The following is a 21,279-nucleotide window of genomic DNA, read 5'->3' on the forward strand; positions in this document are numbered from 1 at the left end:
TTGTTTCTGAGCTCTTTTATATTCCCTTAAAATAAAAAAACAGCTTATCTTCCACTCAATTCGAGTTTTAAACAAGCTGCCTTCCTTCACCTACTTAACAATTTCAAAGCCATAGGACATTAATTTATGTGTTTCTGTAAAACGTTTCATTTTACTCTTCGTACCCATAACAACTGTTACGATTCGTTTATCACCTTGTTTTGCAGTCCCAGTAAAACAATAACCCGCACTATCAGTAAAGCCTGTTTTCAATCCATCCATTCCTTCTACGTAAAGTCCTTGGTTGGCTGGATTCAACATTTCATTTGTACTCGTAACAATCGTACTTTTAAATGCTAACTGACTTTGAGGTAAATGTGTAACATCTAATATCTCTGGGTAATCTTTTACAAGATGATACGCTAACTTCGCTACATCAGCTACAGTCATCTTTGTTTCACTTCCATCAGCTTCTTGCAATCCAGAAGCATTCGCAAACTTAGTCGCTTCAGATAACTCCAATTGTTTCGCTGTTTGATTCATAAGTTGTGCAAAATCTTGCTCCGTCTTTGCTATATGCTCTGCTAAAGCAACTGCAGAATTATTGGCAGATTGGATCATTAACGCATGGTATAAGTCTTTAACCGTTATTACATCTCCCATTTGCACCGGTATTCTAGCGCCTTCCGCCTGTGCTGATTTAGCACTTATTTTCACTTGATCTTCCCAATGAATCTTTCCTTTATGTATATTTTCTAAAAGAATATATGCTGTCATCATCTTTGACATACTCGCCGGGGCAAGCTGCTCTTCTTCATTATTTTTATACATAACTTGTCCATCACTTGCATCAATAATCATTGCTGCTTTCACTTCAACTACTGGGACATATTTTTGTGGAATTACCTTTTCAGATAACCCCGTCTCTGGTAACTCTGCTACTTGTAGAGGCGGACCATCTATTGTCATTTTTTCTTTTGCTTTGGAAACATTTGTACCATTCTTTTCTAGGATACTCCCCTGGAAAAAGAACCAACATGTACCCAAAATAATAGCACAGAGTATTGTTATGCTTCCCCACCCTAACCTTTTCATCACTAAATCTCCTTTTACTCTACCTATTTATAATTTCAAATTTAACCATAACAACAATGCCTTTAAATCGTCAAGGTCAAACAGGAAAGAATCCAAGATAGCTATTCTCTCAAGATTATTTGTTAAGTATATGTTATACTAAAATGCAATATTGAATAATAAAAATTTTCTAATATTATATTTTGAAGTTACTTAAATGCTCCCCATCTTTACAAGAAAGGATCAATACAATGATACTACTTAATCCCTTAAAAAAAGGAGATACTATTGGTATTTACTCTCCTTCTTCACCCGTAACATATACATCGCCCAAAAGATTTAGTCGGGCTAAAAAATATTTACAAGATAAAGGATTCCGCATATTAGAAGGCCATCTTACAGGCAAGCAGGATTTTTATCGTTCAGGAAGCATTCAAGAACGTGCTGAAGAATTAAACGCACTAATTAAACATCCTGATGTTACATGCATCATGTCAACAATTGGCGGGATGAATTCAAACTCTCTTTTACCTTATATTGATTATGAAGCATTTAAAGAAAACCCAAAAATTATGGTTGGGTACTCAGACACTACAGCTTTGCTACTTGGAATCTATGCAAAAACAGGCATTACTACATTTTATGGACCAGCACTTGTTCCCTCTTTTGGTGAATTTGAACCTTTTGTAGACTTTACTTATACATACTTTAAAGAAGCTTTAATGGATAATCAAGACGTCCCTTATAAGCTAGATATACCTTTATTTTGGACAGATGAATTTATAAACTGGGAAGAAAAAACAAAGGAGAAAGAACTAAGAAAAAACGAGTGGATTTGTGTAAATAGTGGACAAACAACGGGAAGACTAATGGGCGGAAACTTAAATACACTACAAGGTATATGGGGTAGCCCATTTATGCCTGATATTAAAGAAGGAGATATTCTCTTTATTGAAGATAGCTCCAAAGACGCCGCTACCATTGAAAGAAGTTTCTCATTGCTTAAAATTAACGGCGTATTTGATAAAATTTCAGGAATCATTCTTGGCAAACATGAGCAATTCAACGATTGCAGTACAAATCGAAAACCACATGAAATATTACTAGAAGTGCTAAAGGATCGTAAATTGCCATTTCTTGCAGACTTTGATTGTTGCCATACACATCCGATGATTACTATGCCAATTGGTGCTCAAGTTGAGATGGATGCAACAAATAAAAGAGTAAGTATCATTGAGCAATGGAAAAAATAAATATGAAGTTTAGCGATTCTTTGAATATCTTTATTTTAAATTACTTACAAATTTAACAAAAAAATAACTCTTTATTAGGAATTAATGCTGGGCTAAATATTTTTTGCATTAAAACAAGCATCTGCATTAGCGTCACTAAGTTACCTCATCATTTCAATGTTCGGTTGATATTTCCTAGATGAAATCATTATAAAGGAAAAAGTAATCGGTAACATTATCATTGAAATTAGAGTTGTTGTTTTCCATACAATAAGAAAATACATCCTTATTATATAGAAAAAAGTCCGTTATTTATAACGGACTTTTTTCATATCCTCTCTACTGCCCTAAATTTTGAACTTTATCTTTTAAATCTTGAACTTGTTGCACTGTCTTCATAAGCTCTGAGTTTTTGAATTGTTCTACATCCATTTTCCCTTCTTCTATCTTTTTCATAGTTGTATCAATTAGCGCATTTAACTTTTCATTATATCCAACAATTTGCTGATGAATGTCCTTTGCTGCATCTGGTGGTGTCAATTCATTAAAAGCTGGAATATCCTTTTGAATTTCTCCGAGTTTAGTTTCTAACTCTTTTCGGGCTGCACTATCATTGATTGCCTTTTCTACTAATCCCGGCGCTTCATTTGCAAACGCACTTACTTCATTCACATAGTCTGTAGCCTTTTGAGCATAATCAATTGAATTCTTACCTTCTTCAATTACAGAACATCCCATTAAACCAATTGTAATTAAAAACACAAGTAAGATTGTCTTTTTTAATTTCATATTTTACCTCCTAAATGAATACTAATTCATTGTTTCTTCTATACATTTATAAACACTTATTCCTTTCGTTATACTTTCATTCAAAATACTAGCTATTTAATACCTCAACTTATATATTCTAGCAAAACTTTTCATTTTCCTTTTTATAATCAATTTTGAAAAGCATACGGATTTTTCATAAAAAAAACATACTTAAGCATCGCTTAAGTATGTCAATTTTTTTATCCTGCCGCTTACTTTCTTACATATCCTATAACTGTGACAAGTTCTGATTCTATATGAACACTGATAATTTCCTCAATAACATTTGTGTATCCTTCCCCTATAGCCGCTCCATATTGTAAAGAAATTTCTTTTCTCTTATAAACTGACTGAGGTATAGTCAAAATAAATTTCCTAAGATTTCTTTCATCTAGAGGTTCCATAAGTAAAATTATCCCATCTTCTTCAAACATACAATCATCCTTTCACTTACATTCCTACTACTGCTCAGTATTGCCTTTATCTGCTAGGTTCTAAACCCACTTATAAATCGTACGATACTCTCCATTCGATAAAGCATTCATGTCCCATAGTCATACGAACCACTCTTTTAAAATCTCCAAAATAAAAAAGCACAAATCTTAAACTATCAAGAATTCGTGCTTTTCATAATGATGTTCTTATATTCCTTTATCCATCTCATAGAGTCTACGATATTTCTCACTCTCTACAAGAAGTTGTTCATGACTACCTTGTATCGTGATGTGACCATCTTCAAGAAAAATAATTTCATCCACATGCTCAATCCCTACAAGATGATGTGTTACCCAAATTACAGTTTTATCTTTCGTTGCTGCAAACATCGTTTCTAATAAAGCTGATTCCGTTTTAGGATCCAAGCCAATAGTTGGTTCATCCAGTACAATAATGGGTGCTTCTTGCATAAGAGTTCTTGCAAAAGCAATTCTTTGCCTTTCACCTCCGGAAAATCTCTTCCCCATCTCATGCATTTTCGTTTGTAACCCATCCGAAAGAGATTGAATATGAGAAGCAATTTGTGCTTGTTCTAAAGCTTTCCAAATATCTTGATCAGCAGCTTCAGGTCTTCCGATGCGCACGTTATTCCCAATCGTCGTGTCAAACAAATGTGGCTTTTGATTTAACACAGAAATATATTTTGATAACAGATTCATATGTGCTAATTTTCCATTTAGTAAAACTTGACCGTTTATTGGACTCAGCGCACCGGTTAATAACTTTAATAAAGTAGATTTCCCTGTTCCACTTCTCCCTAAAATAGCAATCTTCTTTCCCGCCTTTATTTTAAGCGATACATCTTTTAATACCAACTCGTTACTTTCCGGATAACTATACGACACATTGCACAATTCAATCTCTACATCTTTTGGCACAACATCGCTTTTGTCTTCATCCTTCCCTCGTTCATCTTGCGGAGCCATACCATTTTCTACACCAGTAAGCCGTCGTGCAGACTCTATATAAGACGGAATTCGATCAATTGCATCTGATACAGGGATAAGCACATTTGTTATTGATAGTGTCATTAATATAAATGCCGCTATCACTGTTGGTGCAATTTGCCCGCTTTCCGCTTGATTTCCAGTCCAAATGATCATAAAAATGACAACCATTCCTACTATTAAATGAATAATCCCATCTCGAATATGATGCCAACGCTTCATTTTCTTTTCAATCTTTACTAACTGGACATTTTGCTCTGTATATTCTTTTACAAACTCAGCTGTTCTGCCACTTGCTTGCCAATCGGATAAACCAAATACGGCATCTGTCAATTGTTGATATAAACGATTCCTACCTCGCTTCAATATAACATGATGTTGTTTCATCATGAATAGCGATACGAATGGAAGGAGAAAGACAATAACAGCTAACATGCTTCCTGCTATAAGTGCAAACATCCAATCAAATGTACCAAGGACAACAACAAATATACTATATATAGCTAACGCTAATATACTAGGGAATATTGTACGCAAATATAGATTTTGTAGATGCTCGATATCTTCAGATAATACACCTAATACATCGCCAGTTTGAAAGCGAGACCTTAAAAATAAAGCTTGCGGTTCTACTATTCTATATAACTTTGTACGCATTTTTTCTAATATACGGAGAACCACATCATGTCCAACTAAGCGCTCTACATAATGAAAGACCGCTTGTCCGATACTAAATGCACGCGTTGCCACAATCGGAACATATACAGCCATTATATTTTCCGGTCGAAGGGAAGATTTGGAAATTAAATAGCCTGAAATGAAAAGTAACATTGCCCCTGAACTTACCCCAAGAAGACCGAGAATAAGGGTCAGAGTCATTCTCCCTTTATTTTTCTTTATATAAGGCCCAATCCAGTTATTCATTTCTCTCTCCTCCCTTCAGTATGAAAATGGAATGATTTTTTCGCAAAAAGCTCTTCATATGTTCCTTTTTCTATAATCTTACCTTTTTCCAAAACAAGAATATGATCCATTTGTTTCATCCAATGAAGACGATGAGTTGCAAGAAAGACAAGCTTCCCCTTAAATACACGTAACATCGCTTGCTTTATCTCAAATTCAGTTTCAATATCAAGGTGAGCTGTCGGTTCATCTAATAAAATAATCGGCTTTTTACTTAAAAGAGCACGAGCCATTGCAATACGCTGTTCTTGTCCTCCACTTAGCATACGACCGCCTTCTCCAATCCTTTCATGCATTCCATTTGGAAGTGAATCAATAAGTGAACGAAGACCGACCTCATCTATTACTCTTTCTACTTCTTCGTTCATTGTATTTGGCTCATAAAAACATAAGTTATCTCTTAATGAGATTGGAAAAATATATGGTTGTTGCGGAATATAAGCAATATTTTTGATCCACGCTTCACGCGTACTTATATTTATTGTATTTCCATCCACAATTACGCTTCCATGTGACGGCTGAAGAAACCCTGCTAACACATCGATGAATGTCGATTTCCCTGCTCCACTTTCTCCAATCATGCCAATCATTCCATTACCTTTCCATGAAAAGCAAATATCTTCTAGTATCGCTTTTCCTGTTTCATCATTACAAACATTTATATCTTTTAATTCCATACTACTAGATGCATCCCACATCATTTTTACACTGCTTATATGAGCTGACACATCTTTTTGTTGCTCTAAAATCTCTTCCATTTGCTCCATCGCGATTTGTCCATCTAATGTCGCATGATAATTGGCCCCAACTTGGCGAATTGGTAAAAAATATTCTGGAGCTAAAATTAAAATTGTAAGAGCTGGCAACAACAGAATCGTTCCATCTATTAGACGAATTCCAAGACCTACTGCTACAAAAGCAATTGATAAACTTGTAAAGAAATCGAGTGCAAAAGAAGAAAGAAAAGCAACTCGCAAAGTGCGAATCGTTGCTTTTCTATATCTCTTACTCACCTTTTCAATTTTGCCTTCATGTTGTTTACTTTTCCCTAAATACTTTAATGTTTCTAATCCTTTTAACGTATCAACAAAATGATTTGATAAAACGCGATACGTATCATATTGATTATCAGCCATTTTTTGTGCTGCTAGTCCTAAAAGGATCATAAAAACAATGACAATTGGGATTGTTACAACTAAAATCACCGCTGACTCCACATCAAGTGTAAAGACATAAATAACAAGAAGTGCTGGAACGATACAACTTCTGATCATTCGGGGAATGGTTAGCTCAACATATGTTTTAAACTTTTCTATTCCTTCAATTGATAAGGTCACCAGATGACCAGTTCCGCTTGTTTGAACAAATCTTGGTCCTAATGTGAAATATGCCTCAATTAATTGTTTGCGCAGTAGTAATCCTACTTTTTCAGCAAAGCGTTCAACAAGTAGCTGTGATATTCGAATCAATATTTGACGTACAGCAAATGAAATTCCAAAATATAAAATTTCATTCAGTACCCCCTGTACTTGTTCTCCTTGAAATAAAAATGTAATCGCACGAGCTAAAAATATAGATTGTGCAACAATACTACACGCTTCTAACACACTAATAAAACCTAATATAATATATAAAAACTGGCTACCAGGATACGATGGAAGTCCTCTTTTTCTTTTCATTAGTACTCCAAATCATTGTCTGACTTTACAGGTTGTCTAAACACATAAAAACTCCATATTTGACTTCCGATTACAAACGGCAATATAGCAATCGAAAAATACGTCATGAGTTTTAATGCGTAAGCCCCTGATGCTGCATTATAAATTGTTAAATCATTCATCGCTCCTAACGTACTAATCATGACACGCGGGAACATGCCAATAAACACACTTGCACTTAGCAAAATGATTGTTAAACTCGTCATAAAGAAAGCCCAACCGTCTCTTCTTCTTTTATTTAATAATGTTGACGCAAATAACGCTACAAAAGCTCCAATTGGAACCATAATCCACTCTGTGCCATGAGCAGTGAAAATATCGGTTTTCCATAATCCTACACCGGCAAAAATAAGGAGTGCTATTAAGGAAAAAGGTACAATTTTTATTGCAGCAATACGTGCACGTTCTCGTAATTTACCAGTTGTACGTATTGTGAGAAATTGTAATCCATGGACGATACATAATAGTAGGAACATCGCTCCTCCAAGTAACGCAAATGGATGCAGTAATTGCAGGAATCCACCTACAACATTTTTAGTTTCATCAATTGGTACACCTACCATAAAGTTTGCGATCGCAATTCCCCAAAGGATAGGTGGTAGCAAACTTCCAATAAATATGCCCCAATCCCATGCGCTCTTCCATTTATGATTGTCTATTTTCGCGCGAAATTTAAAGGCAGCTCCTCTCGTAATTAAGGCAAGTAACATAAATACAAACGGAATATAGAAGCCGCTAAATAATGTTGCATACCAATGTGGAAATGCCGCAAACATAGCACCACCAGCACAAACAAGCCATACTTCATTCGCATGCCAAAACGGTCCAATTGTATTTAAGTAAACTCGTTTTTCAAAATCGTTCTTTCCTAAAAACCTTGAAACTGTTCCTACACCAAAATCGAAACCTTCAAGTACAAAAAATCCAACAAATAAGATTGAAATAATTAAAAACCACAACTCATTAAGAGATAACATACTCTTCCTCCTTATCAAACGGATCATGGCTTTGATAATCCTTTTTCGTTTTCTTATTCGCATGTCCTTTAATAATACGAACGAATAAGTAAACGCAAATTCCACCCATAATTAAATACAATGATGTGAATGAAATAAGCGAGAATAATACTTCGCCAAATGTTACATTTGGTGATACAGCATCTTCTGTTTTCATAACACCAAAGACAACCCACGGTTGACGACCCATTTCAGTCATAATCCATCCAACTGTATTACCGATGAATGGAAGAGCAATCGCACACACCATTAATTTTAAATACCAAGGCTTTTCAGTTAAACGATCTTTTCTTGATAAGAACCATCCGTATGCTCCTAGAAGTAACATAAATGTTCCGCTCATTACCATCGCTCTAAAGCTCCAAAACATCGTTTTTACTGGCGGAATATAATCTCCAGGTCCGTATTTCTCTTCATATTGCTTTTGAATTTGATTCATACCTTCTACTTGACCGCTAAATTTATCATAAGACAATAGACTTAACATGTATGGAATTTGAATTTCAAATGAATTTGATTTTGTTTCTGGATTAATACCTGCTATCACCGTGAATGGTGCTGGATCCTCACTCGTATTCCACAATGCTTCAGCTGCTGCCATTTTCATTGGCTGTGATTTAATTAAATGCTGTGCTTGCGCATGACCGAAAAATAATACAAGAGCTGTTGCAATTGTTCCAACAATAATTGAAACCCGGAAAGACTTTTTAAACATCTCTGTCTCTTGTCTTCTTGAAATTTTCCAAGTGCTCACACCAGCAATAAAGAATGCTCCTGTTGCCAATGCTGCTGTAATTGTATGAGGGAATTGCACCCATAATTGCGGGTTTTGAATAATTGCCAAGAAATCATTCATCTGTGCACGTCCATCTGCTGTCATTTCATATCCTACTGGAGCATGCATAAAGGCACTTGCAGTTAAAATCCAAAATGCTGATAACATTGTTCCTAGTGAAAGGAGCCAAATACATAAAAGGTGGATTCGCTTCGGAAGTTTATCCGCACCAAATACCCATAACCCAAGAAATGTTGATTCTATAAAAAAGGCTAATAGCCCTTCAATTGCAAGTGATGGTCCAAAAACATCACCAACAAAACGTGAATACGTTGACCAGTTCATACCAAACTGAAATTCTTGTAAAATTCCTGTTACAACACCTACTGCAAAGTTAACAAGGAATAACTGCGCCCAAAACTTTGTCATCTTCTTATAAATTTCTTGTCCCTTTACCACATACAACGTTTGCATTAGCGCAATGATAAAAGCTAAACCAATAGACAACGGAACGAAAAAATAATGAAAAATCGTCGTGGATGCAAATTGTATTCGTGCTAATTCGAGCGTATCCATGTCAAAGTCACTTCCTTCTTAAATGTTTATATTTTAAATAGATTGAGTCATAATGATTAAAGAGATTCTCATTGCAATCCAATCCATTGGAAATACGAAAAAATAGTACCACTTATGTATTGTCGGAAAGTATAAATTTTCAGTCTTTTAATACATCAAAGTAAACATTTCTTACTTACACTTTACCTTTTCACTATTTCCACAGTGTTTTGTTTGTTAATCAAATTGTATAATATACTTGCATAATAAATTCAGGTGATTTTTGACGTATTATTGACAGGATTTTGTCTGAAATATGTCTTTTGTAATTTTTTTGAAATAGAAATTTTATATTATAAAAATATGTTTTTTAAACATACAACCTACTTTTCAAACGGTTCTGGTGTAAAAACCTTAAAACAATTGCAATTAATCTCTTAAGCTTGGACATACTGATACTATTACTCTTAAAAAGGCCTTTTGAAACAGCACACTTTCATGTGAAGTAGGCTTATACACTTCCTGATAGGAAGTTATTACATAATATATAGTATAACGATGATGTCTAAGGTGCTAGACCGGAGAATTACCTACACAAATCCAGGGTTATTCGGGTTTAGAAAGACTCTTATTAAAAAGGTGCGTTTCAAAAGAATATGTTAATGTCGTAAAAATATTATATTCGATGTCAAAGAAAGGATCGGCGTAAAGTCCTTTCATTTTTTTGTATATGATAGAAAAAATTTAAAATTGGAGGAGGAATTTATGTTAACGATTTATTTAGTACGTCATGGTGAGACACAATGGAATACGGAGAATCGCTTACAAGGATGGAAAAACTCTCCGCTTACGGAAAAAGGAATAAGAAATGCTAAATTGTTGGGGAAAAGATTATCGAACATTGAATTTTGTGCCGTTTATTCAAGCCCTAACGAGCGTACCATTCAAACGGCAAAATATATTTGTTCAGGAAGAAACATTCCCATTATAACGGACGAAAATTTAAAAGAAATAAGTTACGGAGAATGGGAGGGGAAGACAAAGGAAGAGATTGAAAAAAATTTTAAAAAAGAGTATTTCCATTATTGGAACGCTCCTCATCTATACGATCATAGACCACATAAAGGGGAAGGAATCAACGATTTAAAAAAAAGGGTCGAGAATGTTTTAAATAAAATCCTTGCTGAAAATCCCAGTGGTAATGTTCTAATTGTCTCACATGCAGCAACGATTAAAGCCCTATTACTCTACACCATGAATATCTCTACCGAAAAAATGTGGGATCCTCCATTCATTTATGGGACAAGTCTTACTGTCTTTCATTGGGATGGTAAAAGATTCCTATTTGAAATGGTAGGTGATACATCTCATTTTGAAGAGGATATTTGATTTTAAGTATAGGCCAAGCCCATTCACAGGTTGAATTAGATCAAACGGTAAAAGATAACATCAAATTCTCGAACCCTAGTGAAAAGGGGTTAACCGGTAAACGATAATCTAATTTCTCTCGTGAAGATATATATCCCGCAAATTAATAAAAGAGCGTAAAAAATACTTCCTTAAAGGCGCTCGTCGTGCACCTCAGTTCTCAAATCGTTAATATTATTGGTATATCAACGTTTACGGCCCTTTCTCGAATTTCCGAGAAAGGGTTTTTAATTCGCAAAATTTCGGTTTGAATACTCCTTGAATAACCTTCCTCAAAAATCCATATAAATTTTAAATAAATTTGCTATTTTTTTTGCTGTATTTGTCATTGGTTACTGAAGATGAAGGGATGACTATTAGTAGCCCTGGTGGATTTATAGAAGGGGTTAATTTTAATAATCTGTTAACGGTTGAGCCGCATGGACGGAATCAGGCTTTAGCAGATACTCTAAAAAGAATTGGTTTGGCGGAGAAAACTGAGCGTGGAATTGATAGGATTTTCGAAGGATCTATTATGTACGGAAGACCATGGACGGATTGTTCAGAGTCTACAGATAGATATGTAAAGTTATTTATTCAACGGGCAAAACCAGATTTTGCTTTTACTAAAATGATTTCAAATGAAGAAAACAGAACAGGAAGATCATTACCTATTTATTCGCTTTTAATATTATCTGCTTTACAAAGCGAGAGAAGACTTGATATTCATCGAATGGCTGAAATAATTAATATCAGTTATAAAACGAATGGCAATTCATTCATTTTATAACTGTAATAAATTTAGAGAAAGAGTGTATACTCCCTTTCTCAGCAATCTGATCACCATTAATGAGGCAGCTTTATTCACCACCTTTAATTTTACTATAATTTATAATATTTTGATAACATCATGTATCCAAGTGATTTGCATACAAGTTATTTTACAATTACCTTACCTTTTAGGATTTATCTGAAAGACTTATTTCTTGGTGCAAACCAACCAATTAGGGCGATACCGACTAAAACTCCATAGAAAATCAGAGTCCAAGCTGTACTGTGCGGAAAATGATGATCTAAGATACCAATATCCTCATGGGCAAGGGTAATTACAGTAAGTTTGACACCGACCCAGGCAACAATTGCATATGCTGTTGTTTCCAATGCTGGACGTGTTTCAAGAAGTTTCACAAACCAGGTTGCTGCAAATTTAATTAAGACAAGTCCGGCAATACCTCCAAGAAGAACTACAATGAACTGTCCTCCATCCATACCACCGAAATCGTCTAGCGGTGAATCTGGAAGACCCAGGGCAAGAGCAACCGCAGCTAGTATCGAATCCATTGCAAAAGCAAGGTCAGCTAATGCAATCTTTCCTACTGTGAACCAGTAGCCTTTACCTGCCGATTCCTTTTCATTGTCCTTATGAATATTCTTATTGTCTTTTCCGAACCGTGCCTGAATGACATGCTTTAATCCTAGGTAAAGAAGATAAGCTGCTCCTATTGCCTGTATCTGCCAGACATTTGCAATAAATGAAATGGCAAAAAGGGCAGCAAATCGGAAAGCAAAGGCCGTAATGATTCCGTAATTTATAGCTCTTTTTTTCTGGTTTTCGGGTAAATGCTTGGCTATCACTGCTAGTACAAGGGCATTGTCTGCCGATAGCAATCCTTCTAACCCTATTAGAATTAACAATGCCCAAGCATACTCTAGCCATAATGACTCCATCCAATTCTCTCCTTTCTAAAACTAATAATCATATAAAGTTAACAATTCAAGAAAGAAAGTATGTTATTGGTTCACCACCTGTGTTCTATAGATTATTTAATTATTCTCCTAACTATTTTACAATTTGAAATTCCGGGCTTTGAAATTTTTCATAATCTCTCTTAATAACCCCATAAAATACGCTTTAAACATGTTTTTGATAAAGAAAATCATCTTAAATTTGTTGTATTTTAGGGGTGTGTGATTCGATATTATTCCGAAAACTTTTTACTCCTCAGAGCTGTTTTTATGCGCTACTTCGTTGCCCTGAATTTCAACTTTAATCTTTCTTACTCGTCTGTCTACTACTTCATCGACACTTATCTTTAATTTTTCATAATAAAATAAATCTCCTTTTGAAGGAATTACTTCAAGCTTTTCGAGAATCCATCCTCCTAGTACAAAATAGGCACTTTTAGGTAAGGATACATGCATCAACTCAGCGAAATCACGTAAAGGGTATTGAGCATCAAAAATGTATACATTTTCATTTATTTGAGATACTAATTTCTTCGGTCCTTCATGTTCGTCCAATATTTCACCAACAATCATCTCTAAAATATCCTCCAAAGTTACGAGACCTATTGTTACTCCAAATTCATTTAAAACAATTGCCATACGCATTTTGTCTTTTTGCAAGCGCGGTAATAGAGCTGAAGTCTTCATAGATTCCGCTACATACAATGGTTCTCTTAGCAGTTCTTTAATATTTATCTCTTTATACTTTAGTAAATGCGATAAAAATTCCTTCTTAGATAAAAATCCAATAATATTATCCATACTCTTTTCATAAACAAGAATTCTTGAAAAACGCTCTTTAAAAAAAACTTTTGTTATTTCTTCAGTGGTTAAGGTGATATCAATAGCAACAATATCCACACGTGGAGTTAAAATTTCTTTCAAGGAGATCTCATCCAAATTCATTGATCGATGGATTAGTTTCCTTTCTACAGCATCAATTGCTCCCTCTTCCTTACCCATATCTATAATTAATTTTATTTCTTCTTCAGTGATAGAAGGTAATTTATTATTATTTGAAAACATTTTTGTGAACAGTGCTTTTGAACTGAGGAGAAGAGAATTTATAGGGGCAAGCAATTTATTTAAAACATATATAACATTTGATATAGCTAAAGAATAAGATTCTGCATGATTCTTCGCTAATGATTTCGGAATGATTTCTCCAAATACCAATATCAGAATACTCATGATTACTGTACTTATCCATACACCCATATTTCCGCCAAATATATCAGTCAACAATTTAGTTGATATACTTGCCGCTGCAATGTTCACAATGTTATTTCCCACTAGAATTGAAGAAAGTGATTTATCAAAATTTTCAGGTTTAGTAAGATAAAGAGCTTTACCACTTCCCCTTCTTCCTTCGTTAACAAATTTTTTTAACCTTACTTGATTCACACTTGATAAAGCGGTTTCTGCTGAGGCAAAGAATGAGGACAATAAAAAGAGAAAAACTAAAAGAATGATTGAAAACATCAATATCACCTCCAAAAAATAAATTTTTTCTTTTAACGGTTTCAAAAATTTAAATAAAATGATAAAAAAAAAGGGAATATACCCTTTGTGTGAAAGCATGCTCACAGACGCCTGGGGCATGCATAAGATTTAAAACCTACATTTTTATATCCAGAAATTTGATATAAATCCAAACTCATTTTTGCTTGGATTTGGTTTCAATTATAAACTCAATCATGTCAATTCTTTCACCGGCCGCCACAAAAGAACTACTATTTGATTTATTGGTAAAATGGACAAGACCTTCTAGTTTATCGTACTTTACAAATGTGTCAAATCCAGAGATATCTTCTCCACTCATCAATATTTGTTTTACAAATGTACCTGGAGGGGTTTCTTCCAACAGCCGACAGATTGGGTGAGGCAATTTAGTTTCCTCCTTTACTTTCAATTACTTTACTATATTTCATTCATATAGCCAGGCCTATTATTACTCAGTTTTTGTTTTAAAGTTGAGTTTCGGTTTCGGTATCGGTTTCGATTTCGGTTCCCGTATCGGTTTCAGTATCAGTTTCGGTTCCCGTATCGGTTTCGGTTTGGTTTCGGCTGCGGATGCAAACTCAATTTTGTTAATTTTCTCGCATATTACCACAAAAATACCATTAGACTCTTTACTGAAATAAGCAAGGCCTGATAATCTGTCAAACTTTACAAACTTTCCAATCCCTGATACTTCTTTTCCATTGATTATTAGTTCTTTTACAAGTGTATAGGGGGAGGCTTGTTTCAATAGAAAACGGATAGAATTAGACAATTCGATTTCCTCCTTTGCTTTCAATTATTTTACTTTATTTCATTCATACGACAGTCCTATTTTTTAGTTTTCGATTTCGGGTATAAACTCAATCATGTCAATTTTTTCAGCGATTGCCACAAAAACACTATTAGATTTATTAGTAAAAAAAGCTAAACCTGTTACTCTATCATACTTTACAAATTCCTCAACTCTTGATACATCTTCTCCATTGATCATTAGTTCTTGTATGAGAGTACCTGGAGGGGTTTGTTCCAATAGCAGACAAATCGGATTAGTCAATTTGATTTCCTCCTTACTTTCAATTACTTTACTATATTTCATACCAGCAGCTTTTGTCTGTGCGTTTATTACAGAATAATAAAATATACGTTAGTTTAATCGGAATATTAGGAAAATATCTTTTTCCATCCCCTATTAATCTCTCATTTTTTACAGACTCTTTCTTTTAATTTATCAATTGTCCAAGCATTTCAGAGATTTTAATCATATATTGATATCTAAAGGAGGTGGAAAAATGCACCAATTAATGCTATTTATTTTCCTGGCAGTCTTTTTCATTCTTGAGCTGACACTTTTAAGAATACTTTTTGCAAATCAAACTAATAAGATCTTTAACATATTATCTAAAGGCCAAGGATTTGTTCCAGATAATATCTATTCAAAGAAAAATATGAATCCAAACCCTGTTTTAATTAAAGCATTTAATCCTAAAAAGTACTAGTAGTCCCATAGGAGGCTAAACCTTTGCATTGCATGTTCATGGTAAAAAATATCGATTAATTAGAAAGGAGGTTAAAGGTGCTAGAATTATTTCTCTTTCTGCTATTTATAGGGTTATTCATTTATGGAATGTTCTTATTTGGTAAGGGACTATTTAATTTTTCAGGACAATCCCTTAATAAATGGCTATTTACTATAACGGGTGCGCCATGGAAAGGTCTAATAATAGGTACTCTAGTCACAGCTGTTCTAAATAGCAGTTCTGCAGTAATGGTCATTACAATTGGGCTCATTTCCGCCAGAAAACTAACATTTCCACAAGCCATTGGAATTATACTCGGTACTAATATTGGGACAACTGTAGATGCAGAAATTATTACGCTGGACATTGATTCGCTCATCATTCCTATGGCAGTTGTCGGTGGAGTGTTTGCATTGATAAAAGGAAAAATCCTCCGCAGTTCAGGGTTTATTTTACTTGGTTTAGCTGCCGTCTTTGGAGCTATGTGGGGATTTGAATATTTGGCATCTTCATTGTTAGAAATGGAATTTGCTAACCAATTTCTTCTAACTATAGGTGATAATTCCTTTTATGCTGTTTTAGCCGGAATAGTAATTGCAGGAATAATCCAATCAAGCAGTGCTACTGTAGGAATTGCAATGGGATTCCTTACGTCAGGTGTTATGGAGTTAGATACAGCAGTTGCAATTATGCTGGGGGCTAATATTGGTACATGTGTAGATGTATTATTTGCTGGTTATGTCTCACGTGCAAAGGAATCGCTACTTACTGCCTGGGCTCATGTGTGGATTAATATATTAGGAGTTGCTGTATTTTTCCCTTTCATAGGATGGCTTACTGACCTTGGTCAACTGATGTCCTCCCATCCAGATGTTCAGCTAGCACATGTTAGTGTTATCTTTAATGTATTAGTTTCACTTCTATTCCTACCATTTACAAATCAATTTGCAAAATTTATTTTAAAAATACACGATCGTAAAAAGAACCCTTCGTTATAAGGCCCAGGGGCAAAGTAGCAAATAATGATACGCTATTTCTACTCTGTCCCATTCATGTGTTTTATTAGTTATCTGGTTTTGGTGCAAAAACCTTAAAACAATTGCAATTAATCTCTGAAGCTTGGACATCCTGATACTATTACTCTTAAAAAGGACGTGATCAGTATGGAAAAGCAAAACATAAAAAACACCGACTACGCAGTATTCTCCTGCTTCATCGGCGTTTTTTCAGAGTATAAAATTAAAAATCATATTCCGCATCTTTCATTTGGCGAATGTCTGCATATGCGTCAACAAGTAGTACTGTATCTTCCACTAAACGCTCCATCCGGAAAAGAATATCATCATTGATAATTTCTTTTCGATGGAAATCTTTTTCTTCGATAAATACGTACGTTGGAACAATATGTGCCTTCATATATGCTAAAATTGGTTTTAACTGCTGCTCCACCATTAAATAATGCTTCGCTGTTCCGGCTGTAACAAGCATGCTCACCACTTTATCTCGAAAAGCGTTAACTGGTAATAGATCAAAAATATTTTTTAATGTCGCCGGTATCGATGCTTGAAATGTTGGTGTGCCAATAATAATCGCATCTGCTGCCATGATTGTTTCCGTTATATACTTTGTATCCCCTTCATATTCCCAATAATTTCGCCCATCACTAAAGACCATTTCATATTCTGCGAGGTCTAGTAATGTGATTTCTGCATTGGGATATTTTTCACTTGCTAATTTCAACGTATAATCCATCGCTGTTCTTGTTTTAGAACCCACATTGGAACCTGCAATTCCTACGATTTTCATTCTATTCACTCCTTATTGTTTCGCTGTATGTTTCTTAATAGTTGGTATTACTTTTGTGGCAAGCAACTCAATGTTTTTCGCTACCTTTTCAAATGGTACGCCGCCAAAGTCAATTTGTGCCATAAAACGCTGCTGACCATATAATTCATGTTGATATAGTACTTTTTCAATAATTTGCTCTGGACTACCAATCATTAGTGCATCTCGATAATCTGTAGCTTGTGCAAATTGTTGTTTTGGATAGCCTCCGCCACGTAATGCCAACATTCCAGCATTAATATGTGGATAATACTCACGAAGTGCATCTTGTGAATTATCTGCTGTATACAATAAACTTGTTGTTGCAATTGGTAAAGTTGCTGGATCAAAACCACTTTGCTCTGCTGCTTCACGGTACGCATCTACCGATCCCTTAAAGTTGATAGCAGGACCACCAAGTGTTGTCAGCATCATCGGTACACCCGCATATCCAGCCTTAATTGCGCTAGCAGGCGGGCCACCTACTGCACGCCAAATCGGCATATATCCACCTTCTGGTTGCGGCAAAATGGTTGCATTTTTCAATGGAGCACGAAATTGACCTTCCCACGTTACTTTTTCCTCATTATTTAACTTCAGCAATAGTTCCATTTTTTCTTCAAATAACTCTTCATAATCACGCACATCATAACCTAGCAAATCATATGCACCTACACGTGAACCACGTCCAGCAACAATTTCAGCTCTGCCGTTTGAAATTAAATCAAGTGTGGCAAAATCTTCGTATACACGAACAGGATCCGATGTACTTAACACTGTTGCCGAACTAGCAATTTTAATATTTTTTGTTGCCTGTGCAATTGCCCCTAAAATGACCGTATGGGCCTGAGTTGTAAAGTACGTTTGATGGCTTTCCCCAACAGCAAATACATCAAGTCCTGCTTCATCAGCTAACTTACTTGCCTCAATTAATTCTCGAATGCGATGCTCCGCACTAATTTTTGAACCTGTATGTGGATTTGGAATATGATCCCCAATCGAATATAAACCAAACTCAATCCCTTTACTTGTATCTATACGATATTGTTTCATCATTTCTCTCTCCTTTTTAATCAAGTGGTGTTAACTTCCCTTCAATTTCTGCACGTCGTTCTTCTAAAAATGGTGGTAAATCTAACGCTTTACCAAGTTCTTCTACTTTTGAATCTATAGTAAATCCAGGTCCATCTGTTGCAATTTCAAATAAAATACCATTTGATTCCCGGAAATATAAACTTTGAAAATAAAAGCGGTCTACAACCCCTGTTGAATGAAACCCATTTTCTTTAACAATATTGTCCCAATACTGCAGTTCTTCCTCGTTTTTTACTCGAATTGCTAAATGATGAATACTTCCTCTTCCAGGCTTTTCTTTCGGTCCTTCTTTCTGTTTCACAACAATTTCTCCAAATGACTGTCCACGAACAGCCTGATAAATTGCCTCTCCATCAGAACGAGATGCTTCTACATAACCAAACATATCCTTTAATGTTTTCCCTAAACTCTCTAAGTCCCGTACCGTAATTTCAACACTTCCCATTCCTAAAATGCGATGCTCTTGATCTACAACAGAACCATCCCACGCAGACCAATACGCTGGTACCTCTTCTCCTTTATTATTTAACAGTACCAATCGTAATCCATCTGGATCTTCAAAATGCAAAGCATCTCGGCCGACATATGTTGTAATTTCACTATGCTTTACATCCAATTGTTCAAAGCGTTTTTTCCAAAACATAAGACTTTCAAGAGATGGAACAAGTAAACCAATTTGTGTGATTGCATTTGTACCACCAGTTGTTCCTCCTGCCATAGGCATTTCAAAAAATGAAAGTTCTGTTCCCGCACTACCTGTTAAATCTCCATAGAATAAATGATACATTTTAGGGTTATCTTGATTCACTGTCTTTTTTACGCGGCGTAGTCCTAATACTTTTTGATAAAATTGATTATTCAGTTGAGCATTTTTCGTAATCATTGAAATGTGGTGATGTCCAGGAATTTTATACATTTTTGTTCCTCCTTTTATCATTTGACTAATCAAGTGATAGTGTAAAAAAAATTACTCAGCTGGTAATTCTTTTTTTACACTATGCTTATGAACACGTGTTATCAGCTTATATAGTGTTTCTTGTTCTTCTTCGTTTAATACATCGTTAAAAAATGATGATTGAAATGCAACTTGTTCAGGTAACGCTTTGTCTAAAATAGATTCAGCTTTCTCCGTAAGACTAATCATTTTCGTTTTCCAATCTTGCTTGCGTACAATGTATCCTTCTTTTTCAAGGCGCGTTAGCATACGCGAAATGCCGCCTTGCGTAACCGTAACTTTTTCAGCTAACTCCATTTGCGTGAGTGGCTGATAAATTCGAATTTGCATGAGTACATCGAATTGAGCAGTCGTTAAATCAAAGCGTTTTAAAAAATCATTTGACAACTGATTACTTTGGTTTGTAAAACGAATTAAACGTAACCAAATTAACGATCCTATCGTATTTTCACGCATTTCGAATCCCTCCTCATCACTGATCTTACTATCACTTTACTACTCAATTGATAAAATTGCAAGCAAAAAAATTTATCAATTGAAACCTCCATCAGCAGAAGACTCTCCCGCTGATGGCTAACTCTTACCTATCTTCCGCATTCCTTTCTAAACCTTGAGACAAAGTTTCATGCGCTATGTTCAACTTCTTTGCCTTTCTCTGTCTTTTTATTTTGTACTACCTTTCTTATTTTTTTCACCGTTCCAACCAATCCTGTCGGGAAACCTAATAACACAATAATATAAAGTAATCCAAGAAAAATGGTCCATCTTTCAAAGATTGGATACTGCGTCGCAAGTTCTGATAAATAATACTTTAGAGATTCAATAATCCCTGCGCCTGCAATTGCCCCGATTAATGTTCCAACTCCCCCAATCATTGCCATCAATAAAGCATTCAAAGTCATTTCAATTGAAAAAACAGTTGTATTTACAAATCGTAATGTAATAACAAACAAACCACCGCTAATCGCTGCTACTACTCCTGCAACTATACTTGCAATAATTTTATAGTGAAGAACCTTATACCCAAGTGCTTCTACCCGTTGCTCATTTTGTGAAATTGCCTTCAAAACTTTTCCGATAGAAGATTGAGTAAATAGGCGAAGCAATAAAAAAATCACAAGTAGACATACGAGTGTAATATAGTAAAATGTGAGGCGGTCACGAAACATATCAGGTACCCCGAATGTAAATCCATCTCCTCCATGTGTGACAGCCCGCCATTTTTCAGCCAGTACAAAGAATAATTGGGAAATAGCCAGTGTTAACATTGCATAAAAATGACTTTTTAGTCGTAAAGAGAGCAATCCAATTATATAACTCACTATCGCTGATAATAGAACCGCTATCCCAATGCCCATTAAAAAACTGGTTATCGAAATTTCTTGTCGATCTAATAAAAGCGCGACACAATAAGCACCGATTCCAAAAAACATACAATGACCAAATGAAACAATTCCTGTATACCCAAGAAGAAGATCAAAACTCATTGCAAATATAGCAAAGATGAAAATTTGTGTGAACAAAATGAGTAAGCTTCGTGAATCATTTACGAAAGGGAATACACTTAAACAAACCAATGCAGCTATCCCAAAATATATCCCACCACGGTTAAATGTACTGTTCACCATT

22 protein-coding genes are annotated in these 21,279 nt (G+C 35.1%); 5 read left to right on the forward strand and 17 right to left on the reverse strand.

Annotated elements, in window-relative coordinates; all coding sequences use genetic code 11:
- Nucleotides 1-90 precede the first annotated feature (90 nt).
- Nucleotides 91-1,074, reverse strand: a complete 984-nt coding sequence (locus tag AAIE21_RS17760) for a D-alanyl-D-alanine carboxypeptidase family protein (protein ID WP_343267980.1) — start codon at nucleotides 1,072-1,074, stop codon at nucleotides 91-93.
- 230 nt (nucleotides 1,075-1,304) lie between these two features.
- Between AAIE21_RS17760 and AAIE21_RS17765 the strand changes: the two genes are divergently transcribed.
- Nucleotides 1,305-2,306, forward strand: coding sequence for a S66 family peptidase (locus AAIE21_RS17765; protein WP_343267981.1), 1,002 nt, complete (start codon nucleotides 1,305-1,307; stop codon nucleotides 2,304-2,306).
- Between the two features lie 318 nt (nucleotides 2,307-2,624).
- Here AAIE21_RS17765 and AAIE21_RS17770 read toward each other — a convergent pair whose 3' ends face one another.
- From AAIE21_RS17770 to AAIE21_RS17795, 6 genes are all read right to left on the reverse strand, one after another.
- Entirely contained in the window at nucleotides 2,625-3,074 is a 450-nt protein-coding gene (locus AAIE21_RS17770) for a DUF6376 family protein (protein ID WP_343267982.1), read from the reverse strand.
- Nucleotides 3,075-3,307: 233 nt separating this feature from the next.
- Nucleotides 3,308-3,529 (reverse strand): hypothetical protein, encoded by a 222-nt coding sequence (locus AAIE21_RS17775; protein WP_343267983.1) that lies wholly within the window; start codon nucleotides 3,527-3,529, stop codon nucleotides 3,308-3,310.
- A 207-nt stretch (nucleotides 3,530-3,736) separates the two neighbouring features.
- Complete coding sequence (cydC, locus tag AAIE21_RS17780; RefSeq protein ID WP_343267984.1) at nucleotides 3,737-5,461, reverse strand: thiol reductant ABC exporter subunit CydC; 1,725 nt, start codon at nucleotides 5,459-5,461, stop codon at nucleotides 3,737-3,739.
- Entirely contained in the window at nucleotides 5,458-7,179 is a 1,722-nt protein-coding gene (gene cydD / locus AAIE21_RS17785) for a thiol reductant ABC exporter subunit CydD (RefSeq protein ID WP_343267985.1), read from the reverse strand. Before cydD ends, cydC begins: the two co-directional genes overlap by 4 nt.
- On the reverse strand, nucleotides 7,179-8,195 hold the full coding sequence (gene cydB, locus AAIE21_RS17790; protein ID WP_343267986.1) for a cytochrome d ubiquinol oxidase subunit II: 1,017 nt from the start codon (nucleotides 8,193-8,195) through the stop codon (nucleotides 7,179-7,181). Before cydB ends, cydD begins: the two co-directional genes overlap by 1 nt.
- Nucleotides 8,182-9,585, reverse strand: coding sequence for a cytochrome ubiquinol oxidase subunit I (locus tag AAIE21_RS17795; RefSeq protein ID WP_343267987.1), 1,404 nt, complete (start codon nucleotides 9,583-9,585; stop codon nucleotides 8,182-8,184). The genes cydB and AAIE21_RS17795 overlap by 14 nt, the downstream gene beginning before the upstream one ends.
- A 744-nt stretch (nucleotides 9,586-10,329) precedes the next feature.
- Between AAIE21_RS17795 and AAIE21_RS17800 the strand changes: the two genes are divergently transcribed.
- Together AAIE21_RS17800 and AAIE21_RS17805 are read left to right on the forward strand one after the other, a co-directional pair.
- Nucleotides 10,330-10,953 carry a histidine phosphatase family protein gene (locus AAIE21_RS17800; protein WP_343267988.1) on the forward strand — a complete coding sequence of 208 codons (624 nt, stop codon included), beginning with the start codon at nucleotides 10,330-10,332 and terminating at the stop codon, nucleotides 10,951-10,953.
- Between the two features lie 388 nt (nucleotides 10,954-11,341).
- Entirely contained in the window at nucleotides 11,342-11,761 is a 420-nt protein-coding gene (locus AAIE21_RS17805) for an ATP-binding protein (RefSeq protein WP_343267989.1), read from the forward strand.
- A 176-nt stretch (nucleotides 11,762-11,937) separates the two neighbouring features.
- Here the strand turns inward: AAIE21_RS17805 and AAIE21_RS17810 are convergent, their stop codons facing one another.
- From AAIE21_RS17810 to AAIE21_RS17830, 5 genes are all read right to left on the reverse strand, one after another.
- The gene (locus tag AAIE21_RS17810) at nucleotides 11,938-12,699 is read right to left on the reverse strand and encodes a TerC family protein (RefSeq protein ID WP_343267990.1); all 762 of its coding nucleotides are present in this window, start codon (nucleotides 12,697-12,699) and stop codon (nucleotides 11,938-11,940) included.
- 267 nt (nucleotides 12,700-12,966) lie between these two features.
- Nucleotides 12,967-14,238, reverse strand: coding sequence for a hemolysin family protein (locus tag AAIE21_RS17815; protein WP_343267991.1), 1,272 nt, complete (start codon nucleotides 14,236-14,238; stop codon nucleotides 12,967-12,969).
- A gap of 175 nt (nucleotides 14,239-14,413) precedes the next feature.
- Nucleotides 14,414-14,644 (reverse strand): hypothetical protein, encoded by a 231-nt coding sequence (locus AAIE21_RS17820; RefSeq protein ID WP_343267992.1) that lies wholly within the window; start codon nucleotides 14,642-14,644, stop codon nucleotides 14,414-14,416.
- A gap of 63 nt (nucleotides 14,645-14,707) precedes the next feature.
- The gene (locus tag AAIE21_RS17825; protein WP_343267993.1) at nucleotides 14,708-15,031 is read right to left on the reverse strand and encodes a hypothetical protein; all 324 of its coding nucleotides are present in this window, start codon (nucleotides 15,029-15,031) and stop codon (nucleotides 14,708-14,710) included.
- A gap of 63 nt (nucleotides 15,032-15,094) precedes the next feature.
- The gene (locus AAIE21_RS17830) at nucleotides 15,095-15,313 is read right to left on the reverse strand and encodes a hypothetical protein (protein WP_336453588.1); all 219 of its coding nucleotides are present in this window, start codon (nucleotides 15,311-15,313) and stop codon (nucleotides 15,095-15,097) included.
- A gap of 235 nt (nucleotides 15,314-15,548) precedes the next feature.
- Between AAIE21_RS17830 and AAIE21_RS17835 the strand changes: the two genes are divergently transcribed.
- Entirely contained in the window at nucleotides 15,549-15,755 is a 207-nt protein-coding gene (locus tag AAIE21_RS17835) for a hypothetical protein (protein WP_343267994.1), read from the forward strand.
- A 77-nt stretch (nucleotides 15,756-15,832) separates the two neighbouring features.
- Nucleotides 15,833-16,774, forward strand: coding sequence for a Na/Pi symporter (locus AAIE21_RS17840; RefSeq protein ID WP_343267995.1), 942 nt, complete (start codon nucleotides 15,833-15,835; stop codon nucleotides 16,772-16,774).
- A 241-nt stretch (nucleotides 16,775-17,015) separates the two neighbouring features.
- Here AAIE21_RS17840 and AAIE21_RS17845 read toward each other — a convergent pair whose 3' ends face one another.
- The 5 genes from AAIE21_RS17845 to AAIE21_RS17865 all read right to left on the reverse strand — a co-directional run bounded on the left by AAIE21_RS17845 (nucleotide 17,016) and on the right by AAIE21_RS17865 (nucleotide 21,278).
- On the reverse strand, nucleotides 17,016-17,582 hold the full coding sequence (locus tag AAIE21_RS17845; RefSeq protein ID WP_343267996.1) for an NADPH-dependent FMN reductase: 567 nt from the start codon (nucleotides 17,580-17,582) through the stop codon (nucleotides 17,016-17,018).
- 12 nt (nucleotides 17,583-17,594) lie between these two features.
- On the reverse strand, nucleotides 17,595-18,653 hold the full coding sequence (locus AAIE21_RS17850; RefSeq protein ID WP_343267997.1) for an LLM class flavin-dependent oxidoreductase: 1,059 nt from the start codon (nucleotides 18,651-18,653) through the stop codon (nucleotides 17,595-17,597).
- A gap of 16 nt (nucleotides 18,654-18,669) precedes the next feature.
- Nucleotides 18,670-19,611 carry a ring-cleaving dioxygenase gene (locus AAIE21_RS17855; RefSeq protein ID WP_343267998.1) on the reverse strand — a complete coding sequence of 314 codons (942 nt, stop codon included), beginning with the start codon at nucleotides 19,609-19,611 and terminating at the stop codon, nucleotides 18,670-18,672.
- Between the two features lie 51 nt (nucleotides 19,612-19,662).
- A complete protein-coding gene (locus AAIE21_RS17860) occupies nucleotides 19,663-20,106 on the reverse strand; it encodes a MarR family winged helix-turn-helix transcriptional regulator (protein WP_343267999.1) in 444 nt (147 codons plus the stop codon).
- 167 nt (nucleotides 20,107-20,273) lie between these two features.
- Complete coding sequence (locus tag AAIE21_RS17865; RefSeq protein WP_343268000.1) at nucleotides 20,274-21,278, reverse strand: branched-chain amino acid ABC transporter permease; 1,005 nt, start codon at nucleotides 21,276-21,278, stop codon at nucleotides 20,274-20,276.
- Nucleotide 21,279 lies beyond the last annotated feature (1 nt).

The sequence above is a fragment of the Paenibacillus sp. 102 genome (assembly GCF_039549175.1).
Classification (GTDB): domain Bacteria; phylum Bacillota; class Bacilli; order Bacillales; family Bacillaceae_G; genus Bacillus_A.